Here is a 23,875-nt window from a genome sequence, read left to right as displayed (position 1 = left end):
TGAGAACGGCCTGCCTAGTGGCGGGCGCGACGGTTTCTTTACCGTTGAGAACGCGAGAAACCGTTGCGGTCGATACCCCCGCTTGCCGAGCCAGATCCGAAAGCCGGATGCGATCCGCCATGCTCACCTCCGGGGGCAACTCCGCCCCTCGTCTTGAGGCGTCGCGTCGACGTGCCGACGTCACTACGCCAAATCGATGTGCCGACGTCGATGCGCCGACGCCGTTCTGCCCGCAAGTTTACCGCCACATGTGGGGCCGTGGCCGAGGGCGGCCGCCGTCGGCCGTTGGAAGCGTCTTTTCGCCGTGGAAAGCAACCGTTCGCTAGGTGCGATTGGGGCGCGCGACGTATGAGTTTGATCGCGAAATAAGTGCTTTTGACATTGCAAAACACCTTTTCGCGTTACAAATGCCAAAAAGTAGTTTTTCGTATAAAAAGCGCCTTTTATGCCGGTTCTGTGTGGTCTTGCTCTATGACTGGCGTCGGCTGCGGTCGGTTGACCGACCGCAGCCGACGCCTCGCGGCTTAGCCTCGCTTGAGGGCGACGCCTTTGCGCCGCCCACGGCTGCCGTCGCTGCGTTGGCGGGCGCCGCTTTCGCCCCGTCGGAGCGCCCTGTCACGCCGTCGTATCACGCTTTCGCGCTCTTCTTGGGCTTGTCCTCTTTTGCCTCGGCCTTCTCCTTTGCCGCGGGCTTCTCGTCGGACGCCTTCGAGCCCTTGGCCGTCTTGCTCGCCTTGGCCGCGGCCTTCTTTGCGGGCTTCTGGCCGGCCTTCGGGGTCAGGTAGACGACGCCGAAGGGCGGAAGCTCCAAGAGGGCGGAGTGGTCTCGGCCGTTCCAGCTGACCTCCTCGGCCTTGACCTCCCCGAAGTTGCCGACGCCGGAGCCGCCGTATTCGAGGCCGTCGGTGTTGAGGATCTCCTCCCACACTCCGCCGGAAGGCAGGCCCACGCGATAATTGCCGTGCGGTATTCCCGCGAAGTTGCACACGACCACGACGACGTCTTCGTCGTCGGCAGAGCGGCGAAGATAGCTGATGACGTTGTGGTTGCCGTCGGATCCGTCGATCCATTCGAAGCCTTTGTAGGTGAAATCCTGGCTCCACAGAGCCGAATGCTCCTTGTAGACTTCGTTGAGGCGTTTGACGAGCGAGAGAACCCCGTCATGGGAGGGCTCCTCCGTCAGCCACCACTGGAGGCCGGCCGCCTCGTTCCATTCGTCGGTCTGGGCGAATTCTTGGCCCATGAACAGCAGCTGCTTGCCCGGGTGGGACCACTGGTAGGCGAGGAGCTCGCGGACGCCGGCCAGCTTCTGCCAGTCGTCGCCGGGCATTTTCGCGTAGAGGGATCCCTTGCCGTGGACGACCTCGTCGTGGGAGAGCGGCAGGAGGAACTGCTCGGAGAAGGCGTAGACCAGGCTGAAGGTGATTTCGCCGTGGTGCCACGAACGGTTGATCGGCTTTTCCTCCAGGTAGCGCAGGGTGTCGTTCATCCACCCCATGTTCCATTTGAGGCCGAAGCCGAGGCCGCCGTGCTCGGTCATGCCCGTCACGCCCGGGAAGGACGTCGATTCTTCGGCCGCCATGATGATCCCCGGGACCGTCTTGTAGGCGGTGGCGTTGGCTTCCTGCATAAAGGAGATCGCTTCGAGGTTCTCTCGCCCGCCGAAGACATTGGGCTGCCACTGTCCGGCCTCGCGGGAGTAGTCGAGGTAAAGCATGGAGGCGACGGCGTCGACCCTGATTCCGTCGATGTGGAACTCCTGAAGCCAGTACAGGGCGTTGGCCACCAGGAAGTTGCGCACCTCGGTGCGTCCGAAGTTGAAGACGAGGGTGCCCCAGTCTGGATGCTCGCCGCGCAGAGGGTTGGGGTCCTCGTACAGCGGGGTGCCGTCGAATCGCGCCAGAGCCCACTCGTCCTTCGGGAAGTGGGCGGGGACCCAGTCGACGATGACTCCGATTCCGGCCTTGTGGAGCTCGTCGATGAGGTAGCGCAGGTCGTCGGGGGTGCCGTACCGCGCCGTCGGCGCGTAATAGCCGGTCACCTGATAGCCCCAGGAGGGGGCGAAGGGGTGCTCCGCCAGGGGCATGAACTCGACGTGGGTGAAGCCGCAATACTTGACGTGGCCGATGAGCTGCTCGGCGATCTCCCGGTAGGACAGCCCGGGCCGCCAGCTTCCCAGATGCACCTCGTAGATGGAGAGCGGGCCGGCGTGGGGGTCCTTCGAGGCGCGCTCGGCCATCCATTCGTCGTCCGTCCATTCGTGGCGGGAATCCGTGACGAGGGAAGCGGTCGACGGCGGCACCTCCGTGCGCTGGGCCATCGGGTCGGCCTTTTGATGCCACGAGAGGTCGTTGTACTGGATCTCGTACTTGTACCTTTGGCCCTCGAGCGCTCCGGGGATGAAGATCTCCCACACTCCCGACGAGCCGAGCGTGCGCATGGCGTGCAGGCTGCCGTCCCAACCGTTGAAGTCGCCGATGACCCGAACGGACTTGGCGTTGGGCGCCCACACCGCGAAGCTCACGCCGCTGACGTCGCCGAGCTCGCTGGGGAAGGTCTTCACGTGCGAGCCGAGCGCCTCCCACAGCCGCTCGTGGCGGCCCTCCGAAAACAGATAGAGGTCGAGCTCTCCGACGGTCGGAAGGAACCTGTAGGGGTCGTCGCCCCGGTCTTCGACGTCGCCGTAGACCGCGACGACCCGGTAATCGGGGACTTCGGCCGTCTCCAGGACGGCCCGCCAGATTCCGTTGAACTCGTGCTCGGCCTCGGTGCGGCCCTCGGCGGTTTCTATGAATACGCGATCAGCGAGGCGACGGAGGACGCGAATGGTCGTCCTGCCGTCTTCGACGTGGGCGCCCAGCACTTCGTGGGGGGCGTGGTACCAGCCGTTCGAGACCGCATTCAGGAGGTCCTCGTCGACGTGAACGTAGTTTGTTTCCTTCATGGCTTTCTCCATAGGTGATTGCGACTTCACTGTGCCACAGATGAAGCGAGTTGGATTTGTCCGTCCATCAGACGGTTGAGCTTGGGGTTGGCGTTGACGGGGAAAGACGTAAATGTTCGATGACGGGCCCGGCCTTCATCGTCAATCCGCGTCCGCGGCGTGAAGGCAGCGGGCGCGGAATGCGGCGAAAGACGGCCATGCGGCGGACCTCGGAGCCGGGCTAAGAGGGACTCGCCGCTGATTCTGCTTCGGGTGACTCCTCTCTCCGCTCGGGGTCGATGTTCTGGTTGGCGTCAGCGTTCTGATCTGGGACGGCGTCTGCGCTTTTCGCGGAGGCAACGCTCTTCCCGGCGCCGGCGGGCTCGGCGATCGACTTGGGGTCGACCCGGAGGATCGCGGCGACTCCGCCGAGCGGAATCCCCAGCCAATCCGGGCGCTGAGCGGCCTCATAGGCCAATTCGTAGAGGGCCTTGTCGAGAATGAGCGCGTCCAACAGGAGGCTCTCGGCTTCGCTGAGTTCCCCGTATCCGCGCAAGAAGGCTGCGACCGCGGCCTTCTCCCAGGCTGCGATCTGCTCGGCTTCGCGCTCTTCGACGTCGCTCGGATCGGGGCGGTCATGGGCGTAGGCGAGGCGGTTGAGGGTCATGCCCGCCGCGTAGCCGAAGCTTCGGACCATCCCGGCGACGTCGCGAACGGCCAAGTCGGGCTCGGTCCTCTCTGAGAGCGGCCGGAGCGGCTCGCCTTCAAAATCGAGGGCCGCCCATCCTCGGCCGGGCGCGTCCAGGACTTGGCCCAGGTGGTAGTCGCCGTGAATCCTCTGCAGGGGCGGCCACGTGACGTCTTCCGTCGCCGCGTACAGGGCGTCGATCCGTTCGCGATGAGGGGCCAGCCCCGGCACGAGGGCCACGGCCTCGTCGGCGCGCTTGGACCACGCCCGCCTGAGCCGTGCCCGGCTGGCGGCGTCGGCCTCGGACGTTCCGCAGCGGGCGGCGAGCTCCTCGTGAATCTTCCGCGTGAGGGCGCCCAAGCGCTCGATGGAGTCGCGTTCCTCGGGAGTCTGGACAGGTCTGTCGGGGTCGAATTGGCGGCCGTCGGCCCCCGGCACCTGCGCCGTCACTGTGCGCCACGCGTCCTGCGAGCCGGCCAGGAACTCCTGCGCCACGAGGACGTCCGCGACCTGCCCGGCCCACGCCATGCGGGCGTTGCCGAGCAGGCGCGGCACCGTGCCGCTGTCGGAGAGGACCCCCGTGAGGAACACATCGGGGTTCTCTCCCGGGCTGAGCACCCGAAAGACCTTGACTATCGCCCGCTCGGAGTCCGCAAGCTCGTAGATCACGGAGGTGTTGGACTGCTCGCCGGTCAGCTTGTGCGCGCCGGAAGCCGCTGCGCCCGCCGCGCGGGGCTCCGAGGCTAGCCGGGCGTCGGATTCGCCGACGACGGCCGTCGCCTCGACGCGCTCGCTCGCCGTCGCCAGAGCCAGCAAGGCCCGCTGCCCGGCGGGATGCTCGGCGGCGTCGACCGGCCCGTCCTCCGTGACCACGACGGGGACGTTGTACTCCCTGCCGTCGGCGGAGACGGCGAGCCAGAAGACCTTCTCATCCCAGGGACCGCCGAGCGCGAACGCACGGTCGATCTTCGGCTTTCCGCCACCGAACCATCGCATCCCGCCGAGCCATGCCAGAAGGTCGGATGCTTCGAAGCCAAGCCGTCTTGCTTCGCTCATAATTTTGCCCTCCATCAGATTGCCTTGACTGAGAGAATGTGTGCGCACTGTCCGCGCGGGTCGAGGCTGACGTACGGGTTCTCGTTCCACAGGAACGTCTGCCCGGACAGCTCGTCGGTGACCCGCAGAATCGGGCCGGCGTCCCACCTCGGATTCACGCCGAAAGGCGTGAGGTCGAGGTGGACGACGGCGTCGCGGGTCGCGTACGGGTCGAGGTTGAGGACCACGATGACGGCGTCGGGCTTTCCGTTGGGAGTCTCCTCCGGGCGGGCGAAGCGCGTGAAGGAAAGGACCTTCTCGTTCGACGTCGGGTTGATGACGATCCCGCGCAGACGCTGAAGCGCCGGATGGTCCTTGCGGATACGATTGAGGTTGCCGAGCAGGTGGGGGATGCCGTTGTCCTCGCCCGGCGTGTAGTCGCGAGCCTTGAACTCGTACTTCTCGTTGTTGATCTGCTCTTCGGCGCCGGGGCGAGCCACGTTCTCGACGAGCTCATAGCCCGAATAGACGCCCCACGTGGGGGCGCCCGTCGCCGCCAGCACGGCGCGAATGGAGAAGGCCGCGAGGCCGCCGCGCTGCATGTACGGCGTGAGGATGTCATGGGTCGTGGGCCAGAAGGCGGGCCTCATGCGGTCGTCGGAGATCCGGGCGAGCTCCCACAGGTAGTCCTCGATCTCCTTCTTTTCGTTGCGCCATGTGAAGTACGTGTAACTCTGATGGAAGCCGACGGCGCCCAGCCCCCGCATCATCGGCGGCTGCGTGAAGGCCTCGGCCAGGAACACGACCTCGGAATGGTTCTCCCTGAAATCTGCGAGAATCCGCTCCCAGAAGTTCACCGGCTTCGTGTGCGGGTTGTCCACGCGGAAGATCGTCACCCCGTGCTCGACCCACAGTTCCAGAATTCTCTTGATCTCCCGGTAGATTCCCTCCGGGTCGTTGTCGAAGTTGAGGGGGTAGATGTCTTGATACTTCTTCGGAGGGTTCTCCGCGTAGGCGATCGTTCCGTCGGCCCTGGTCGTGAACCATTCAGGATGCTCGGTCAGCCACGGGTGGTCGGGCGAACACTGGAGGGCGACGTCCAAAGCCACCTCCATCCCGCGCTTTTTCGCCTCGCCGACGAAAAAGTCGAAGTCCTCGAATGTCCCCAGGTCCGGGTGGACGGCGTCGTGCCCGCCCTCGTGCGAGCCGATGGCATACGGGCTTCCAGGGTCGCCCGGCTCGGCCGTCAGCGTGTTGTTGCGGCCCTTCCTGTTCGTCGAACCGATCGGATGGACGGGCGTGAGGTACAGGACGTCGAAGCCCATGCCGGCGATGCGGTCAAGGTCGCCCGCCGCGGTGCGCAGCGTTCCCGAATGCCAACCCTCGCCGTCCTTGTACGCTCCGATCGAGCGCGGGAAGATCTCGTACCACGAACCGACGAGCGCCCGTATGCGGTCGACGTTCACGGGCAGCGTGGCGCTCTCCGTTTCAAGGTCGCGCAGGGGGGCCTCCTCGAAGGCCGCCTTCACTTCGGGCGACGTCGCAGCGGCGAAGCGGTCGTCCGCCGAGGCCTCGCCGTTCTCGGCGGCTGCGGCGGCGGCCTCGAAGGCCCTCCTGGCTTCGGATCCCTCGGGGGCGCCCTCGGCCGCCCGCCTGAAAAGCGCGGCCGCTTCCAGGAAGACGAGTTCGACGTCGACTTCGGCCTCCAGCTTCACCTCGGCGTTGTGGAGCCACGTCGCGTAGGGGTCGGACCACGCGCGCACGCGAAAGGACCACGAGCCCGGATATCCGGGAGTGAGCCACCCTTCGTATCTGCCGAGCCCAGGACGGACGAGGGTCATGGGGGAAGTTTGGACGATCTGGCCGGAGGGGTCGATCAGCTCCGCCTGGGCCGCGAACTTGTCGTGGCCCTCGCGGAAAACGGTTGCCTGGACGGGGAAAGACTCGCCTTCCGTTCCTTTGGCGGCCAGGCGTCCGCCTTCGACCTGGGGGGTGACCTCCATGATCGGTATTCGGCCGATGGCAGGGGCAAAGGCCGGGGACGACGCCGCCTCCGCAGGCGCTGACGCGCTGTCCGGGGCGGCTGGGACTTCATGCGCTCGCGGCGCGGACTGCTTCTTCGGAGTGCTCACAGTTCACAGCCTAAAGGGTGCGCGTTGTTAATGCACGGAGCGCTCGAAGAATGGACTGAAAGAGTCCGCAAAGTGGGACCGGCGAACGCCGTTGCAGACTGCCGGAAGCAGCCGTCCCCGATTGGGGAACGGTGCTCCTTTGGGGAACGGTGCTCCTTTCCCCGGAGCGAAGTGAAACATTAGGATGTTTTCTGACGGCTTGAGGCGTCCGGCGGTTGCCTGAAGGTCGTCCGGCGGCGGTGTGAGGCATCAGGCGGTCGCTCGGAATCGTTCGGCGATTGCGCGAGATCGTCGGCCTAGGCCCATGCATTCGAACGGGGGTTTCCATGAAGTATGACGTGTTTGTGTCGTATCGGCATGTGCGTCCGGATGCGGATGTGGCGAGGGCTGTTGCGCGGTTGGTGGAGGGGTATGTGGTTGCGGGGTCTGTTGGGGGTGTGGTGAAGCGGCGGGGTTTTCGTGTGTTTCGTGATGTGGAGGAGTTGGCGTCGGGTGAGTTGGGTGTGTTGATTGAGTCGGCGTTGGCTGAGTCGGAGTTTTTGGTGGTGGTGTGTTCGCCGCGGACGGCGGGGTCGGTGTGGTGTATGCGTGAGGTGGAGTTTTTTTCGCGGGTGCGGGGTGTGGATCATGTGTTGGCGGTTGTGGTGGAGGGTGATCCTGGTGTGGTTGTGGGTGATGTTGTGGGTGGGGATGTGTTGGCTGTGGATGTGCGTGCGGGTGCGGTGAGGTCGGAGGGGTTTGGTGGGTTTGAGGGGTGTGGGTCGGGTGTGGTGGATCGGTTGGTGCGTCAGTCGGTGGGTGTGTTGCGTCGGGATGGGATTGATCGGTTGATGGCTGGTGTTGTGGGGGTGTCGTTGGGTGATTTGCGGCAGCGTCAGCGTGAGCGTCGGATGCGCCGAATCACCGCCGCAACAGCCGCCGCTGCGCTTGTCATGGGCGGCATCGGCGTGTCGGTCACCGGCCTGTGGCTGCGGGCAAGGAGCGCCGAACGCGCAGCCCACGAGGAAAGCGCGACGGTGACGATGAGAATGGCGTCGGAAACCATCGCCTCGGGCGACCGGATTCGAGGGCTTCTGTACGCGAAGGAGGCTTGGAAGAAGGCCGACCCCGACAGCCCCTCGTACGACGCTTTGAGGACCAAGTACTATGAAAATTTGGCTGAAGGCGCCGTCTATCCCGCGATGACGGTTCTTTCGAAAATCGACACCGGCGCCGCGGGCGACAAAGCCCGCATGTTGGTCGTTCCCGGGAGCGGCGATTTGTTTCTCACCGCAGGCGAAGGCGCCCACGTGACGATGTGGAGCGCGTCCACCGGCAGGCGCGTCAAAACGATCGACGTCGAAGGGCGGCCTTTGTACTTGGAAAAGACGGACTCGCGCGGTGGCTTCCTGGTCATGACGAAGAACGGGAAGGCGAGCGTCTTCGACGCCGAGGGCAGGTGCCTGAGCCGTTTCAAGGTGAAGCTCGGCGCGTTGTCGTCCATGCGGGCGAGCGTGGTGCGCGGCCGCCTTTATTTGCCGTACAAGGACGGCGGAAACGTGCATATCGCTGCGTACGACATAGACAAGGGCACGGTGCTCTTCGACAAAGAGTTCCCCGGATTCGAGAGCTATGACGTTCAGACGGACGGCAAGGAATTCGCCGTCTCCTACGAAGAAGGCGGAGCGTTTCGCTACGACTCGACGGGCAACGAGAAAGAGGCCGTCGTCTCGCGTGAAGAGGACGCTGCGCGCCGAGCGGAGGAACGCAAGCGCGGCTCGAACGTCAACGGTTTGGTGAGTTACGCGTTTGGCGCGAAAAAGCTGCTCTACTATTCCGCGACGCACCTCTATAGAGTGGACACCGGCACCGGAGAGCGCGTGACCCGTCACAGGGATTCCTTTCCGTCCAGAGTGACGTCTTTGTCTCTGTCCGAGGACGGCCGATGGGCCTATCTCGTCGGCAACGGGACCCTGTTCTCAACAAGTCGGATTGACTTGTCCGACGAGTACGCGCGCTCCTTGGACTTGGCCCTTCCCAATCAGAAGAGGGGCAAGAGGGAAGGCCAAATCGAAGACGGCGTCTTGCTCTCCGCCCAGTCGCTCTTCATCGGCGTCAATTCGGACAACTCCCTGGCCGCATGGGACCCCCGTTCCAGCGGGGTCGTTTCCATTCGCGCGATCGGCAAGACGGACGACCTCGGAGCGCAGATCGTGCAGGTCAGAATGGTGAAGGACGCCTCGAAGCTTCTCTCTCTCGGTGAGGACGGCACGGTCAACGTCGTCGATGTGCGCGGGACCGACCGGTCGTATGAGGGACAATCTCAGCTGCTCGCGCGCTCCAACGACAGGAGACAGATCTATGGCTATGACGGCGTGGTCGGCTTCATTCACGAGGCGGGGACAAGGGAGGGCTCAGACGCCGCGCCCCCGTACAGCCTGAGCAGGGTGGCCGTGAGCAACGGCGGGAAAGTCGCATGGGTGTCCCGGGAGAACGCCGACCGGCTGACCGTCTCACATGGCCGCAAGGTTCTGTATTCTCCGGAGGAGAAGGTCGGCACCGAGTACACGGGCAATCGCCCGTTGGCTGTGTTCGGCAGGGGCGACGACGTCGTCTATGTGACTGCGAAGGGAAAAGTGGTCCGCTACGACGCCTCCGGCAAACGCGAATCTTACCTCGATTTCGGGGGCGAGGTCCTCTCCCTCAGGGCGAGTGAGGACGGCAGCCTTTTGGCCGTCACACGGTCGAATCAGCCTGCGAACGCCGAAGCGAGCTGGCAGATCTTCAAGATCGACGGAGGCAGGTCTGTGGCAATGGGCTCCGGCGAAATGCTCAGCGTCGTCGGACGTGCGGGAAAGCTCGAATCGACGCTGTCAGTCGGCGGGGGAAGAATCGTTCGCCGGGACAGCCGCGGAGAGGAGCTTTCGAACGTCGCGCTTCCCTCCGGCGTCCGCTCGGACGGCGAGGTCCTTTTCGAAGGGTCGGAAGACGGCACGGAGGTCGTCGTGCCGTCTTCCGAAAGCTCGTACTTCGTCATCGACGCCCGGACGGGAAAGGTGCTGAGAAGGATATCGACGGACGCTCGATACCCTAGAGCATTCATATCGGGACGGCGCATCGTATACAGCGTTCTGAGCACCGATTTGCGGGACGGTTTCAAAGAGACGGAGATGCATTCTCTTGCCCAGCTCGAGAAAACGGCCGACAAGGTGCTCGGCGGGCGGCGGCTCTCCGAAGAGGACAAGGAGGAAATACGGTGAAGTATGACGTGTTTGTGTCGTATCGGCATGTGCGTCCGGATGCGGATGTGGCGAGGGCTGTTGCGCGGTTGGTGGAGGGGTATGTGGTTGCGGGGTCTGTTGGGGGTGTGGTGAAGCGGCGGGGTTTTCGTGTGTTTCGTGATGTGGAGGAGTTGGCGTCGGGTGAGTTGGGTGTGTTGATTGAGTCGGCGTTGGCTGAGTCGGAGTTTTTGGTGGTGGTGTGTTCGCCGCGGACGGCGGGGTCGGTGTGGTGTATGCGTGAGGTGGAGTTTTTTTCGCGGGTGCGGGGTGTGGATCATGTGTTGGCGGTTGTGGTGGAGGGTGATCCTGGTGTGGTTGTGGGTGATGTTGTGGGTGGGGATGTGTTGGCTGTGGATGTGCGTGCGGGTGCGGTGAGGTCGGAGGGGTTTGGTGGGTTTGAGGGGTGTGGGTCGGGTGTGGTGGATCGGTTGGTGCGTCAGTCGGTGGGTGTGTTGCGTCGGGATGGGATTGATCGGTTGATGGCTGGTGTTGTGGGGGTGTCGTTGGGTGATTTGCGGCAGCGTCAGCGTGAGCGTCGGATGCGCCGAATCACCGCCGCAACAGCCGCCGCCACACTCGTGACCGGCCTGTTCGCCGCCACCAGCGCCGGGCTGTGGATCAAGGCGCGCCGCGACAGCGACGTGGCGAACCGGCGGAGCGTGGAAACCCTTATGGACCTTGCGGACACGACGATCGCCGGAGGCGACAGGGAGCTCGGCCTTCTCTACAGCAATCTTGCCTTGTCCAGGGCGAAGCAGTCCTGGGACTCCTATGCCGAGCTGCGCGGGAGGCACTACGTCAACGTCAACGGTGCGACGTCGCAGGGCCCGCTGGCGCCGTTGACGAGGATCAAGACGGATTCGGGCGTTGCGAGTTTTGGGATCGGATCCAACGGCACGATCGTCACAGCAGGCAAGAGCGCGAATCTCAGCGTATGGAGCAGCGAGAACGGCAAACGCCTGCGCTCGGTCACCCTCTCGGAGAAGCCCATCGACGTCGGCGCGTCGACCGACGGGACGCGTTTCTACGGCATCGACAGCCGGGGGCGCCTGACGGTCACTCCCGCAGACGGGGGCCCTGCCAGAACCGTTCGAATCGCGGATGCGCGGGCCATACTCGGCACAGTTCTCGCCGGCGATCGTCTCTTCGTGACCCATGACCCGACAAAAGGCAGTTCTCGCGTCCGCGGCTACGACGTAAAAACGGGGGCGCAGATCTTCGACGTCGATCTTTCCAACAGGCCGTTCGTCCACTTCGACTGCGCCCTGGACGGCTCGGAATTCGCCATTGCGTTCAAAGGCGGCGGCGCCGAGAGGTACGACGGCGCCACCGGCGCCCTTCGCCAGTCGATTGTCGATCCCGCCCAGGACGCCGCCGCGCTGGCCGAATCCCGCGCGGAAGGCGGATCCGTGGACTACTCGATGTCGGGAAACAAGCTCGTTTACTTCTCCGCGAAGACGATGCACGTGGTTTCCCTGCCGTCGGGATCCATCGTCTCCAGTTCCGTCGAAAAACGTTACGGCGGAGGAATGGCCAAAATTTCGAGAGACGGCACGTTCGTCATCGACCCCGCCACGAAGAAGAAAATCGATGCCGCGACGGGCAAAGAACTCTCCTCTTACGCGCTTATGGAAGGCGACGATCGAAGCCTGGCGTGGCTTTCCCCGCGCGACAACGCATTCATCGTCGGCACGCGCGGCAGAGAGCTCATGCTGTGGGACGATTTGTCCGACGCCGCGGCGTACGACGCTTCTAAATCGCCTGCCGCCGCGAGGGCCTACAGCGGATCGCCCATCGAGCACGGGAGGTTCACCCGGGACGGGAGGCGATTTGTCACAGCAAGCTCCGACGGGAACCTGACGGTCTACGACGTCGCGGCCCCCGACGAGGGAGTCCAAGCCAAAGGCTCCGTCGTCCTCCGTTCCAACAATCGCAATTTCCTCTACAGCAGGGACAGAAACGGAGGAACGATCGTCGATGTGCGCAAGAAGAAGGGGGAAGGCACTCTGACGGAGATTCGGAGTTTCAGCGACGCAGCCGTCAGCAACGACGGAAAGGCGCTTGCATTCTTGTCGCGGTCGCACACGGAAGGGGTGAGCGTTCTTTCTGACTCCGGCCAAGCCGAGTACAGGACTTATGAGAATATGCCCTTGGGAGCCTCGGAAACCTCGATCGTTTTCGGCCCGTCCCACGACGTCGTGTATGTGACGGTCAAAGGGGAGGTCGTCCATTACGACTCCGGCGGAAAACTTGGCTCCTACGGATCGAAAAAGGACGGCGACGTCGCCTCGCTCCGGGCGAGCGCCGACGGATCGGTCCTCCTCGTGAATCGGGAGGGGGGAAAGTGGCAGGCCTACAACGTCAAGACGGGCAAGCTCCTCAAGCGAGGGACCGGGACAGTCTACGCCGTCTCCGGGAAGGACGGAGCCTTCGAATCCGCGACGCTGCAGGCGGGGAACTCGATCAGCACCGTCGACGCGTCGGGCAATGTCAAGCGGAAGGTCGAGATGCCGAGGCAAGTCGGCCGCCTGGTTCGCTCGGGGCAAGTGCTTGACGCAACCGAAGACAGGTTCCTCGTCCGGACGCAGAAACAAGTCGTTGTCTTTGATCTGGCCGTCGGCCAGGTGGTTCAGCGGCTCAGAACGCCGGAGGTAAACGCCAGGGCTTTGCTTGTCGCCTACGACGTCGACGACCCCCAAACCAGGAGCTTTCGCCTGGTGAAAAACGTCAAGCTGGCCGACGCGGAGGCTGCCGCAAAGAAGATGGTGGGGGACAGGAAGCTCACGGAGGCTGAGAAGGAAGTGATCGGCCAGTGAACGCCCGCGAGGGCGTCGCCCCCCGAAAGTCGATTGCGCGCTCTCCCTACTTCATGATTTTCGCCGCGGTGGCCTTCCTCGCGGCGCTCATAGGCGGATTGCAAGTCGAGTGGGGGAAAAACGGAAACTCGTGGACGGACGCCTCCATGACGGTGTATGCCGTCATGAAGCTTTTCCTTTTCGACTCCGTGCTTGAGGGAGACCCCGGGCCTCCCGTCTACGAGGTTGCCCGATGGCTCGCGCCCATGACGACGGCGGCCGGCGTTCTCGCCGTCTTCGAGGTTTTTGCGGTCGACCTGCGCCTGCGGCTCCATCCCGTGACCGGCAACCACGTGGTGGTGCTCGGGTGCGGCGAGCGGTCGCGGGCGATCATGCACGAGATTCTCGGCTGGAAGGAGGCCAGCGGCGTCGTATGCGTCGTCCCGGACACGACGCCGCTCGACGACGTCCGCTCCCTAAAGTCCGCCGGAAGCCAGGTGGTCGCCGTCGATTACGACGCCAACGACACGGCCGAGGAGGCCAGGGCGATCGCCAGAATCCACCTGGAGTCGGCCCGCGGGATCATCTCCATGGAGCCGGAGCCGGCCACCTTCGGCCACGTTCGCTGGCTTGCGGCGCGGGCGCCGAAGGGCGTGGGCGCGACGGTCCACGTCAATTCGGAGAGCCGCCGCCTGCGCGAGATCGTCGAACGGGACATGGACAATTTCCCCGATTTCGACATGCACTACTTTTCCCTCTCGGAGCTGGCTTCCTATCAGCTCCTCGGGTCGGGCGAGTTTTCGATCCTGCCGCCCGCTCTGGACGCTTCGCGCAGGTTCATGGCCGGCGACCCCGCCCCGTGGAACGATGCGCCCGGCCGCGTCCTTCCATACAACGGGTTGACTTTCGAACAGATCGACGCGGCCGTGGCCGAACCGCACGTGCTCGTGGTCGGCATGGGGCAGGTGGGCGGCGAGCTTCTGGCCATGCTGGCGAATCTGGGGATCACCAGCCCGAACAGGCCTCTGCGGGTGACGGCGGCGGGCCGCGGGGTGGGCGAGCAGATCGACGACGTCTTCGCGCAGGTTGAGGATCTGTCGAAAGTCATCGATCTGACCGTCCTCGACCTCAATCCCGAAAGCCGCGCCATGCGTGACGCACTGGCGGGCATCTCCGCCGAGCATCCGTTCAGCGCGGCCGTCTACGCCCTGGAAGACGCCAGGGGATCCCTCCTGTCCGCCGATTTCATGATGCCCGTGCTCGCGGGGATCAACACCGCCGTGTGGTGCCCGCATCGCGCCGACGTCGATCCCATTCTCAATGCGATGCCCGAAGGCTCGCGGATCCGCCTGTTCGGCCTGGACTCGGAGGTGCTCAACCCCGGGGCAATCCTCGCCGAGCGCTACCTGGAGCAGGCACGGCATTTCAACCTCGTCTACGCTCAGACGGACGCCCGCATTGCCGGCGGGCTTCCGCCGATCAACGCGCAAGAGGCGTGGACGGGGCTGAGCACGGTCAAGAAGGAGTCAAGCTTCGCGCAGGCCCTGCATCGCCACGTCAAAGGCGCCGTGCTCGACGCGACGGCTCGGGCCTTCGCCGGAGTCAACGGCTTTCAGCTCATCAACCACTGGGAGCGGGTCTTGGAGGGCCTGACGGCGGCGGAGCAGGCCGACGCCATTGCCGCCGACCCGCTGCTGAGCTACATGTCGGCCTTGGAGCACCGCCGATGGGCGACCTTCTATTACCTGCGCGGCTTCACCTGGGGCGAGACCAAGGACGAGGTCGGCAGAACCCACGATTGCCTCGTCGACGATTGGGACGCCTTCATCGCGGGCCCGCGCCGTGAAACCATCGCATACGACGCCTTTGCGAGTTTGATCCTCGACGGCCCTGAATGATCGCGATCGCCGATTTTGGCCGGGGTGGGCGCGCCCTTCGGCTCTCGACGTCGGCCGCGGATCGACGGCAGACGTCGCAAAGCCTCCTCTAGTAGACCATCTTCATGGCCGTGCGCACCTCGTCGAGGGTGGCGTTTGCCATGGCGTTCGCCCGCTCGTTGCCCTCGTGCAGGACCTTCTCGACGTATCCGGGGTCGGCCTCGACCTCCGCGCGGCGGGCGCGGATCGGCGCGAGAAAGTCGTTAAGCGACTCGGTGACGACCGCTTTGAGCCTTCCAGCCCCGGCGTCGCCGATCTCTTCGGCGATTTCGCGGGGCGAGCGCCCTTGGGCGAGGCCCGCGAGCGTCAGAAGATTCGAGACCTCCGGGCGATTCTCGGGGTCGAAGGCGATGAAGCGCTCGGAGTCGGTCACGGCCTTCTTGATCCGCTTGGCCGTTTCGTCGGCGCTCATTCGCAGCTCGATCGTGTTGTTGCGGGACTTGCTCATCTTGTCCCCGTCGAGGCCGAGGATCATGTCCGCTTCGGAAAGCAGGCCGTGCGGGCGGGGAAACACCTTGCCGTAGCGGGAATTGAACCGGTCGGCGACGACGCGCGTCTGCTCGATGTGCGGCAGCTGGTCTTTGCCCACGGGGACGAGGTTCGCCTTGCAGAAGAGGATGTCGGCGGCCTGGTGAACGGGATAGGTGAGCATGAGGCCGGACATCGCCCGGTTTCCCGCTGCTTCGAGCTCCGACTTGACCGTCGGATTGCGGTGAAGCTCGGATTCCGTGACGAGCGAAAGGAAGGGGAGCATGAGCTGATTGAGGGCGGGCACAGCCGAATGGGTGAAGATCGTCGCCTTGGCCGGGTCGATTCCCACGGCGAGGTAGTCGGCAACGAGCGAGCGGACGCGTTCCCCGATGGGGCCGACGCCGTCGCGGTCGGTGATCACCTGGTAGTCGGCGATGACGAGCCACGTCTCGATTCCGGCCTTCTGGAGGCGCACGCGGTTGTGGAGGGAGCCAAAATAGTGGCCGATGTGAAGGTGGCCGGTCGGCCGGTCGCCCGTCAACACGCGGAACTGGCCGGGGTCTTCCTCAATCGCCTTCTCGATCTTGCGTGAAATGTCGCGAGCCTTTGCGAGGGTCGCGCTCGCCTCCGGCGCCTCGCCTGCGGGTTGCCTGCCGCCGGTCGCCCGTCCGGCCTCGTCGGATCGATGGGCGTCGCCAGCCCGGCCGCCGCTGAGTGCCCCGGCGTCGGCAGCCCGATTGTCCTCGGTCATATGTCCCTTCTTTCGGCGTCGGACGCATGGTTCGTCTCATCTGACGCGCAGCTTGGTTCTCGTCGTCGGTTCGGTTCGCAGTCGGACGCACTAAGCCGCCAGACGCGTTTTCTGACACACAGTCTAGTAGGTTCGCCCGTCAGCCTGCCGGAGCCGCCGTTTCGCATGGCCCCGGCGGGGCGGTGTACACCTGCATCGACAGTGCGCCGATCGACGTCCTTGCTCCGGGGGCGTAGGAGGGCTGGTTTGCCTTAGGGCGTTCCCAGGCCGAATCCCAAGCCAGGCGGAAAATGGTTCCGCGGCCCTCCGGCAGGTGAATCTCCTTGTCGTGGGGCGAGCCGTTGAGGATGACGAGGACGTCGTTGTCTTTTCCCCGTCCCGAGCGCAGCATTTGGATCGTCCGGTAGCCGCGGTCGAACCAGAGATATTGGGGCATGGGATTGCCTTCGGCGTCGAACCAGTCCAAATCGGTGAGAACGTCGCCCTTGTAGGACGTTTCGGTGTAAAAGCCGGTGGGGCGGCACGCATTCGACTCCCTGCGCAGACGCAGGAGGCAAGCCGTCGTCTCCCACAGATCGCGCTGCCACGGGGCCAGATCCCAATTCACCCAGGTTAGCTCGTTGTCCTGGCAATAGGCGTTGTTGTTGCCTTTTTGAGTTCGCCCGAATTCGTCGCCGGCGGTGATCATGGGGGTTCCGGCGGAGAGGATGAGCGTCCCCAGGAGGTTGCGCATGGCCTTGCGCCGCTCTGCTTTGACGGGGCCGGGCGCATCGGTCGCGCCTTCGAATCCGAAGTTCCAGGAGAGGTTGTTTGTGGTCCCGTCGCGATTGTCCTCGCGGTTGGCCTCGTTGTGCTTGGCGTCGTAGGAGACGAGGTCGTGCAGCGTGAATCCGTCGTGGGCCGTTATGAAATTGATCGAGGCGTACACGCCGCGGCCGCCGGGCAGGCGCCCATGACCGAAAAGGTCGGCCGATCCGGCCAGCCGCGTCGCTATGTCTCGCAGGTCGCCGCCGCTGCCGCCGTGCGCGAGCACCCGCGGATCGGCAACCCAGAACGAGCGCATCGTGTTGCGGAAATGGTCGTTCCAATCGGCCATCGGGGCCGGGAACTGGCCTGTCCGCCAGCCGAAGGGTCCGAGATCCCAGGGTTCGTTGACCAGCTTGAGGCTCCCGAGGATCGGGTCGGTCAACATGGCCATGAGGAAGGGGTGGTTCGTGTCGAAATGCTCCCCGTTGCGCCCCAGGGTCACGGCGAGGTCGAATCGGAAACCGTCGACCCCGATTTTGTCCGCCCAATAACGCAGCGAGTTGAGCGCCAAAAGGAGCACGGACCTTCGTCGGAAATCGAGCGAATTGCCGCATCCCGTGGTGTCCATGAGGCGCCCGGGGTTGTCCGGTTGAGCCATGTAATAGGAGGTGTTGTCGATGCCCCGCCACGAAATCGTCGGCCCGTCGCCGCCGCCTTCGCACGTGTGGTTGTAGACGACGTCGAGGATCACCTCGATTCCTGCCTCGTGCAGGGCCGCGACCATGCCCTTGACCTCGTCTATGACGGGTTCGGGCCCGGGCTGCGGTCCGGCGTGCGTCGCGTAGCTCGGGTCGGGAGCGAAGGACTCGGGCGTGCTGTAGCCCCAATAGTTGGTCAACCCGAGGTCCGCGAGGAAGGTCTCGTCCATCTTGGCTTGGATCGGCAGAAGCTCGACAGCCGTGATTCCCAGTCGCTTAAGGTAGTCGACGACGACGGGGTGGGCCAAGCCTGCGTAGGTCCCCCGAAGCTCCTCCGGGATGTCCTTGCACAGCGCCGTCATGCCTTTGACGTGGCATTCGTAGATGACGGTGTTGCGCCAGGGAATGCGGGGGTGATGGGTGACGGACTCTTCCGGCTCCGTCACAACGCCGAGGCTCATGAAAGGGGCCGAGTCAAGGGGGTCGGGGTCCAGGATTCGGGAGCGGTCCAGGCTGAACCCCGGCGAGAAGGGGGCGCCGTCAAGGACGGGCGCGCGCGTGACGGCTTTGGCGTAAGGGTCCAGAAGAAGCTTGGCAGGATTGTGGAGAAGTCCCAATTCGGGCGCCCAGCGCCCGGCGACGCGGTATCCGTAGCGCTGCCCGACGCCGACGCCGGGAACGTGGCCCGCCCAAAAGCCCTGCCCCAGCGAGTGGAGTGCGAATCTTCGCTCGCCGCTGGCGTCGTCGCCGTCGAAAAGGCACAGCGTCACCGAGCTGGCGTGCGGCGCCATGAGCGCAAAATCTGTGCCGGACCCTACGACGTGTGCGCCTGCGGCGACGGGCGAGCTGACGGCGTGCTCCGTCGGCGTCGTTTCTGTTTCTGCGAAGACCGCGGCGTTCGACAACGGGTGGGATTTCACAGTGCAAGTATGGCAAAGATTCAACTCCAGAACATGCCGATGCGAAGGATTGCCCGGCGGGAAAGTGCAGATGCGGATGAGAAGGCCTGGATTTCCGCGGAATGTCGTGATTGTGCGATGTTGGGAAAAACGTTGCGAAAAACGAGCTCCGCGTGTCTTTTCCTTGGCAGTTCGTCATTCTTCAACGGGTTTTCGCGTGCATATGTGAATTTCACCCCTTGAACGGCCCTTCTCGCGAGTAAACGGTCCGAATCCATGTGCGCGAATGGGCTGCGTTGGCTGAGCTTGTCTGCGGGTCTCTTTCTGTCGACGAACCCTTTCTTCGTTGGCCGTCCTCTTTCCAAGGGCGAGTTTTGTTTGCGATGTGCGCGCCACTAGGCTGATTGGGCCAAGGTCGAGGACGGGAGCAATGCGATGACGGGAGCCAAACGCACGGGTGCGGAGCGCGGGCGTGTGGACGCTGGACGCAGACGGACGGACGCCGAGCGTGTGGGCGTGAAGCGCGGATCGGCGGGCGTTCGGCAAGCGGGCGAAGAGCGTGCAGGTTCTTGGACAGGCGCCGTTCGGGTGAGAGTCGAAAGGGACGAGGCAACACGACGCGATCCGAAAGCGCTCGCCGCGGCCTCAGAGAATCCCCGCGCTCGATTCCTCTTCGTCTCGGGGGCGAGGGTGGCCGTCAAGCCCGGCGCCGAGCGCGTGCTCGCAGTCTCTGCAGGATGCGTCGCCCCGGAAGCGCGGCGTCGCGCCGTATATCTCGGCTTGGTGGACGGCGCACCCTATTTTGCTTGTGACGTCGGCGATGCGGACGATTCCGCACGCGACCCTCGGGTCGTCTCGCGTGCAATTCCGGCCGTTTCTCGGCTGGCGGCCGTTGCAGAGGGGGACGAGAGGACAAGGTCCGAGGCAGCCGGTTCGGAGGGCTCCGGCTCGCAGAGAGCGGATTCTGAGAGCGCCGGATGCCAGAGCGCATGGCCTGTGAGCGCCGACTTCGCTTCTGTGCCGTCGACGGCCCCCCTGTGGCCGTCGGGCGAGGCCGAGCTCGCCGTCGAGGCGGTGGCCATCTCGAACTGGATAGGCGGCACCCGTTTCTGCCACAGGTGCGGCGAGCCTTTGTCGCTGCGGTCCGGCGGGTGGGAGATGGTCTGCGGGCGCGGGCACACGGTTTTCCCGCGTGTGGATCCGGCCGTCATCATGGCCGTCCGCGACGCCGAGGACAGGCTGCTCCTCGCGCGCAACGGGCGATGGGCCCCCGGAAGGCTGTCCGTTCTCGCGGGTTTCGTCGAGGCCGGCGAGCCGCTCGAGTCGGCTGTTGCGCGCGAGGTTTTGGAGGAGACCGGCGTCGTCGTCGACGACGTCGCGTATGTCACCTCCCAACCGTGGCCTTTCCCGCGTTCCCTCATGCTTGCGTTTGAGGGGCGCACCCGCGCCCGCCAGGAAGACGTGAAGGTCGACGGGGAGGAGCTCGTTTTCGCCCGGTTCTTTTCGCGGGAGGAGTTTTCGGGAGCTCTGGCCTCGGGGGAGATCGGTTTGCCCACGCCGACGTCGGTCTCCGCGAGGCTCATCGAGCGATGGCTGGGCCGGCCGCTGGTCGGCTGAAAGTCTTCAGCCTACCAGCTTTGTTTCGCCGTTCTGCTTCGCCAGTGATTGATCGATAGGGGATTGAGCTCTACTGCGATTCGGGAATGGTGACGAGCTCGTCATCCTTTCGTTTTAACTTCAATAAGTTGAGGTTAAGCTTCTTCTGTGTTGGCTTGGGGAGAGCGATGAAGGCACCCACGGCGAAGATCGCTGTCAGGTTCATGTAGAGCCTGCGGTTGTCGCGTGCGAGGCTGCATGCGCTGATGACATCATTCCGAGCTCTTCTTTGATCCGCTAAGTCATCCTTGACATCGTTAGCTATGGAAAACTGTTCCATCTCGTCGGAGTCGTGGATGTCGAAGAATCCGCCGTCGCCATAGTTCCTTCCTAGATAGTCCCACCCTACGGGCTGGCAGTGAACCTCACTTGCAGTAACGACTATGGTCGGGCTACTGAGAAAAAGCCATCTGAGGACGAAAAAAGTTAGCGCGACGATGAGAATGCGCAGGGTGATGAATATGGGTTTCGTCATCGCTCTTCCTTTCTATTTCTTTTTGCCGTTGCCCTGGTTGTTCTCGCCAGGATCTTGCTTCTTTTTCTCTTGTTCCTGCTTCTCTTCGTCCCTCATTTTTTCTCGATGCTGCGGTCTTGCCATGGGCGCAGGCCGCTGCCGTCTTTGATTTTCTGTTCCATTTCCTCAAGTTTTGTTTTCGACGCCGAGTCCCCCTGCTCTATGAGTTCGACGGCAATCTCGAAATCTTTGAAGGCGTATTCTGTTTCCTTAGTCAGCTCTTCGATGAGGTCGTGGATAAGCCACTTCATGTCATGGAACTTCGAGGACGGTCCGTTGATGCCGATGCCTATCTTTCCGGGTCGGCTAACGCAAGTGGTCATATGGACGCTTTGGATCTCATGCCAGGCACTGTTGAGCTCCTCGATAATCTTCGGCTTGGACCTGGTGAGAATGTCCACGACCCGGCTTTGATCAATGTTTAACCTCTCCGACGTGCTGACGTCCGACGACTTCGCAGCCGCCAACTTGAGGTCGTATGAGCTTTTCTTTTTTCTCATTTCGCTCATGTTGTCGATGAGATTCTTCTCCACTGCCTTCTCCGCCGTCGTTATGGTCTCATTCAATTGCGTGAAGGCCTTGGTCAGAGAGGCGAGGGCGTCGTCGTAGGAACCCGATGTCTGGGAGACTGTTTTCTCGTTGGCCAGGCCTTTGAGGGTCGACAAGCCGAGCTCGAGTTTGCTCACGATCGCGGAGGCCGCTGCGCCCCCGGGGATCAGGGAGAAGCCCTCTTTCGCGAGCTTGCCGATCTCCAAGATGATGCTAAATCGTCCCTCGGTGGCGCTCTTTTTAGCGACCGATTCAAAGGACTCAATCCCTTTTTCGATGATGTCGACGACCGACTCTCGAGCTTTCTTGAAGATCCCGTGCTCGTAGGCGAGGGCCGCCGTCCAATAGGTCGACGCAGCCGACAGGCCGCCGATAACGTGTTGAAGGCTCTCGATCACATTGGATCTGAAGGCGTTCACGGTGTTGCCTGACATATGCGCTAGCTGCTCGTGCACCGAATTGAGTTTCGTTTCAAGAATCCCGCCGGCCACGCCCTTTCCCTCCGAACCTAAAGATATTGAGAGATGGGACACAGCACCCCTGCAACCGGACAGCACTCGATCGATTGTCTCGGGATTCGGAAGCTTCCTCCACGGCTCGACTATATCCTCGATCTTCCTGCGAACGCTGTTGAATTCCTTTGTGTAGTCCAGTTCGCTTGTGGAACTGCCTCCTCCGTAGTTGGGTCCGCTGTTGTAGGTGGACGTCTTGAACCCCGTTCCGCCGCCTTCGCCGTCTGGCCCCGGCCGGCCGATACCCATCGTGATTCCTGATAAGACCATCTCATACCCGGCCGTCTTCCGGGTGAACGACTCCGCCCCGTCTCCGATTTTGTCTCTAACGTATGCGTCAATGGCTGCGCGCTTGAGCCGACCGATGGATTTGTCTAGCTCGTCGTACTTCTCGTTTTCGCTCATTGTTTCTCCTTTGGGTTGTGGCCCGGTGGGCGCGCGGGTCTGGATTGGTTTCGTTGTGGACCGAATTCAAGTAGGATGCCGCTCGAACGGTATGTCGCTCAAAACGACGAGTGGACAAGTATGCTATGCAGGTCGCTTGCATGTCGCCGACCCTTGTGGTCGGTTGACGCCGCGACACTGAGTGTAGGCGTGAAAGCGGAGCTCGCTGCGTCAAACCATTGCGGTTTAACCGCGCAAATCCGCGGATTTTCAGTTGCGCGAATCGAAGTTATAAGTATTTTGACGTGGACGATGATTCCCAGTTACGAGATTCGTCTGCCCGACGATCTTTAGCCTACGATGCGGTCGATGCAGTTGCAAGAACTTGCACTCTACTGTGGGCTGTTTCACTTTTCTTCAAATAGTCGCCCCGTGCTTCTTTGCTTCCTGCTTGCGGTCGGTTGGGTGCAAGGATGCGATCCGGCCGGGGCGGTCTCCGTTGCGGCAGGCGGCGGTCGTGGCTCTTTGGGGTCTGGGGGTTTCGAGGTCGCGAAGCGTTTCAGCGGCGAGGCCTTAGGGTGTGGGGCGAGGCGTCCGCGAAAGGCTTCGCGGTCGCGAAAAAGCCCCCGAGGCCCGGCCTCGGGGGCTTTGAAAAGTTTCGACGCGACGGAGTTTAGGAGTCTTCGTGGACTGTCACCGCGTATCCGTCGGGGTCAAGGAAGGTGAAGGTCAGTCCAAAAGGGCCTTGGGTCGGTTCGCTCAGGGTCGGCGTTCCAGCCGCTGTGAGCGAACTGTGCAGCTCGCGTGCGTCGTCGCAGCGAAGCCAGAGTGCAACGCCAAGGCCGGGGCGTGGGGCCGCTTGGTCGAGGTCTACGCCGGGCAGGGGTTCGCGGACGGCAAAGGGGATCGGCGCGGTGGCGAAGACGACGGCGGCTTTCGGTGAAGACGGGGCGCGGAGAAGTCCGAGCTTCGTCTCGTAGAAGCGCGCCGAGCGCTCGAGGTCGCGAACCTGAAGTGCGACGAAATCCAGTCCTGTGACGGTCATGTTTCTCCTCTGTTCATGGGCGGTTTTGTGCGCCTGTTTTGCGGACTGCCTGTTTATGTTTGGGCCGCCTGTGTGCGGGGGTGTGCCACGCTCCGCAGCCAAAGGCGATGAAAGCGGGGCGCCCCTTGCGCACGGGGCTCGTCTCGCTGGCTGAGCCGGGCGGCTTGCGGTGGTGCGCGCCCAGGCGTCTGGGCGATGCGTGGACACATATCCTTTCAATGTCAGTATCCTGACATTGAAAGGATATGTCAGAATACTGCTATGGGTCAAGGGGCGGTCGAAGCCTGCTAGAAGTTTGAAGCCGTTTCAGGCCCTCGAAACCGGTTGAAGGCACCGAAAACGGCTTGAGGGAGGTTCGAAAGTGGACCAAGAAGGGGTCTGAGCATGACTCAAAATGGCGATCCGAGGCAGTTTCTCGGTTACAAACTCAAAGAGCTGCAAACTGCGCTGAGGGCTCGCATGGACGAAGCGCTTCGTCCGATGGGGCTGACCGCGCCCCAGTATGCCTGCCTTGAATTGCTCCACAGGGATCCCGGAGCCTCCGCTTCCGATCTGGCGCGCGGCGCATTCGTCGCGCGCCAGACGATGAGCTCGCTTCTTCGCGGCGTCGTCGATCGAGGGTTGGCCGAACGCGCGGAGCGCGCTCCTGAGGGGCGGGCATTGCCTCTCCGGCTTACAGAGAAAGGGCAGGCACTGCTCAAACGCGCGTCCGGGGAGGTTGCCCGGATCGAAAGGCAGATGACGTGCGGTTTTGACGGCGATCGGCTCGCCCGCCTGCGGGAGGATCTGTCCGCATGCGTCGACGCGTTGACGGAGAGAGAGGATTCGTTGCCCGCGGACTGATCCTGGCCCTGGGCGACGGCGGGAGTCGACGCCCAC

14 protein-coding genes and 2 pseudogenes are annotated in these 23,875 nt (G+C 63.5%); 7 read left to right on the top strand and 9 right to left on the bottom strand.

Annotated features, from left to right (window positions below):
* From ACO48X_RS02810 to ACO48X_RS02795, 4 genes are all read right to left on the bottom strand, one after another.
* On the bottom strand, window positions 1–121 hold a 121-nt coding region (locus ACO48X_RS02810; RefSeq protein WP_485000330.1), incomplete at its 3' end, for a LacI family DNA-binding transcriptional regulator.
* A gap of 507 nt (window positions 122–628) precedes the next feature.
* A complete protein-coding gene (gene glgB / locus ACO48X_RS02805) occupies window positions 629–2,944 on the bottom strand; it encodes a 1,4-alpha-glucan branching protein GlgB (RefSeq protein WP_485000324.1) in 2,316 nt (771 codons plus the stop codon).
* Between the two features lie 220 nt (window positions 2,945–3,164).
* A complete protein-coding gene (locus tag ACO48X_RS02800; protein ID WP_485000322.1) occupies window positions 3,165–4,667 on the bottom strand; it encodes a hypothetical protein in 1,503 nt (500 codons plus the stop codon).
* Window positions 4,668–4,681: 14 nt separating this feature from the next.
* Window positions 4,682–6,649 carry an alpha-1,4-glucan--maltose-1-phosphate maltosyltransferase gene (locus ACO48X_RS02795; protein WP_485000328.1) on the bottom strand — a complete coding sequence of 656 codons (1,968 nt, stop codon included), beginning with the start codon at window positions 6,647–6,649 and terminating at the stop codon, window positions 4,682–4,684.
* Window positions 6,650–7,104: 455 nt separating this feature from the next.
* On the opposite strand from ACO48X_RS02795, the pseudogene ACO48X_RS02790 reads away from it, so the two are divergent.
* The 5 genes and pseudogenes from ACO48X_RS02790 to ACO48X_RS02770 form a co-directional block, all read left to right on the top strand.
* A pseudogene (locus ACO48X_RS02790) lies at window positions 7,105–7,482 on the top strand (toll/interleukin-1 receptor domain-containing protein); the annotation flags it as partial.
* 186 nt (window positions 7,483–7,668) lie between these two features.
* Window positions 7,669–10,017 carry an outer membrane protein assembly factor BamB family protein gene (locus ACO48X_RS02785; RefSeq protein WP_485000334.1) on the top strand — a complete coding sequence of 783 codons (2,349 nt, stop codon included), beginning with the start codon at window positions 7,669–7,671 and terminating at the stop codon, window positions 10,015–10,017.
* Window positions 10,014–10,391, top strand: a pseudogene (locus ACO48X_RS02780) (toll/interleukin-1 receptor domain-containing protein); the annotation flags it as partial. The gene ACO48X_RS02785 and the pseudogene ACO48X_RS02780, both read left to right, overlap by 4 nt.
* A 186-nt stretch (window positions 10,392–10,577) precedes the next feature.
* Window positions 10,578–12,854 carry a WD40 repeat domain-containing protein gene (locus ACO48X_RS02775; protein ID WP_485000332.1) on the top strand — a complete coding sequence of 759 codons (2,277 nt, stop codon included), beginning with the start codon at window positions 10,578–10,580 and terminating at the stop codon, window positions 12,852–12,854.
* A complete protein-coding gene (locus ACO48X_RS02770) occupies window positions 12,851–14,731 on the top strand; it encodes a hypothetical protein (protein ID WP_485000320.1) in 1,881 nt (626 codons plus the stop codon). The genes ACO48X_RS02775 and ACO48X_RS02770 overlap by 4 nt, the downstream gene beginning before the upstream one ends.
* An 88-nt stretch (window positions 14,732–14,819) precedes the next feature.
* Here ACO48X_RS02770 and trpS read toward each other — a convergent pair whose 3' ends face one another.
* The gene (trpS, locus tag ACO48X_RS02765; RefSeq protein WP_485000318.1) at window positions 14,820–15,992 is read right to left on the bottom strand and encodes a tryptophan--tRNA ligase; all 1,173 of its coding nucleotides are present in this window, start codon (window positions 15,990–15,992) and stop codon (window positions 14,820–14,822) included.
* A 139-nt stretch (window positions 15,993–16,131) separates the two neighbouring features.
* Window positions 16,132–18,357: a glycogen debranching protein GlgX gene (gene glgX / locus ACO48X_RS02760; protein WP_485000316.1), complete on the bottom strand. Its 2,226-nt coding sequence runs from the start codon at window positions 18,355–18,357 to the stop codon at window positions 16,132–16,134.
* Window positions 18,358–18,771: 414 nt separating this feature from the next.
* On the opposite strand from glgX, the gene nudC reads away from it, so the two are divergent.
* On the top strand, window positions 18,772–19,953 hold the full coding sequence (gene nudC / locus ACO48X_RS02755) for an NAD(+) diphosphatase (RefSeq protein WP_485000314.1): 1,182 nt from the start codon (window positions 18,772–18,774) through the stop codon (window positions 19,951–19,953).
* Window positions 19,954–20,023: 70 nt separating this feature from the next.
* Here nudC and ACO48X_RS02750 read toward each other — a convergent pair whose 3' ends face one another.
* The 3 genes from ACO48X_RS02750 to ACO48X_RS02740 form a co-directional block, all read right to left on the bottom strand.
* On the bottom strand, window positions 20,024–20,467 hold the full coding sequence (locus ACO48X_RS02750; protein ID WP_485000312.1) for a hypothetical protein: 444 nt from the start codon (window positions 20,465–20,467) through the stop codon (window positions 20,024–20,026).
* 92 nt (window positions 20,468–20,559) lie between these two features.
* Window positions 20,560–21,972: a hypothetical protein gene (locus ACO48X_RS02745; RefSeq protein WP_485000310.1), complete on the bottom strand. Its 1,413-nt coding sequence runs from the start codon at window positions 21,970–21,972 to the stop codon at window positions 20,560–20,562.
* Window positions 21,973–22,624: 652 nt separating this feature from the next.
* Window positions 22,625–22,996 carry a VOC family protein gene (locus tag ACO48X_RS02740; RefSeq protein WP_485000308.1) on the bottom strand — a complete coding sequence of 124 codons (372 nt, stop codon included), beginning with the start codon at window positions 22,994–22,996 and terminating at the stop codon, window positions 22,625–22,627.
* 384 nt (window positions 22,997–23,380) lie between these two features.
* On the opposite strand from ACO48X_RS02740, the gene ACO48X_RS02735 reads away from it, so the two are divergent.
* Window positions 23,381–23,839, top strand: coding sequence for a MarR family winged helix-turn-helix transcriptional regulator (locus ACO48X_RS02735; RefSeq protein ID WP_485000306.1), 459 nt, complete (start codon window positions 23,381–23,383; stop codon window positions 23,837–23,839).
* The last annotated feature ends 36 nt before the right edge of the window (window positions 23,840–23,875 follow it).

It is taken from the genome of Peptidiphaga sp. (genome assembly GCF_057238965.1).
The sequence above is the reverse complement of the archived record's forward strand: the minus strand, read 5'-3'. Positions and strand labels throughout refer to the sequence as shown.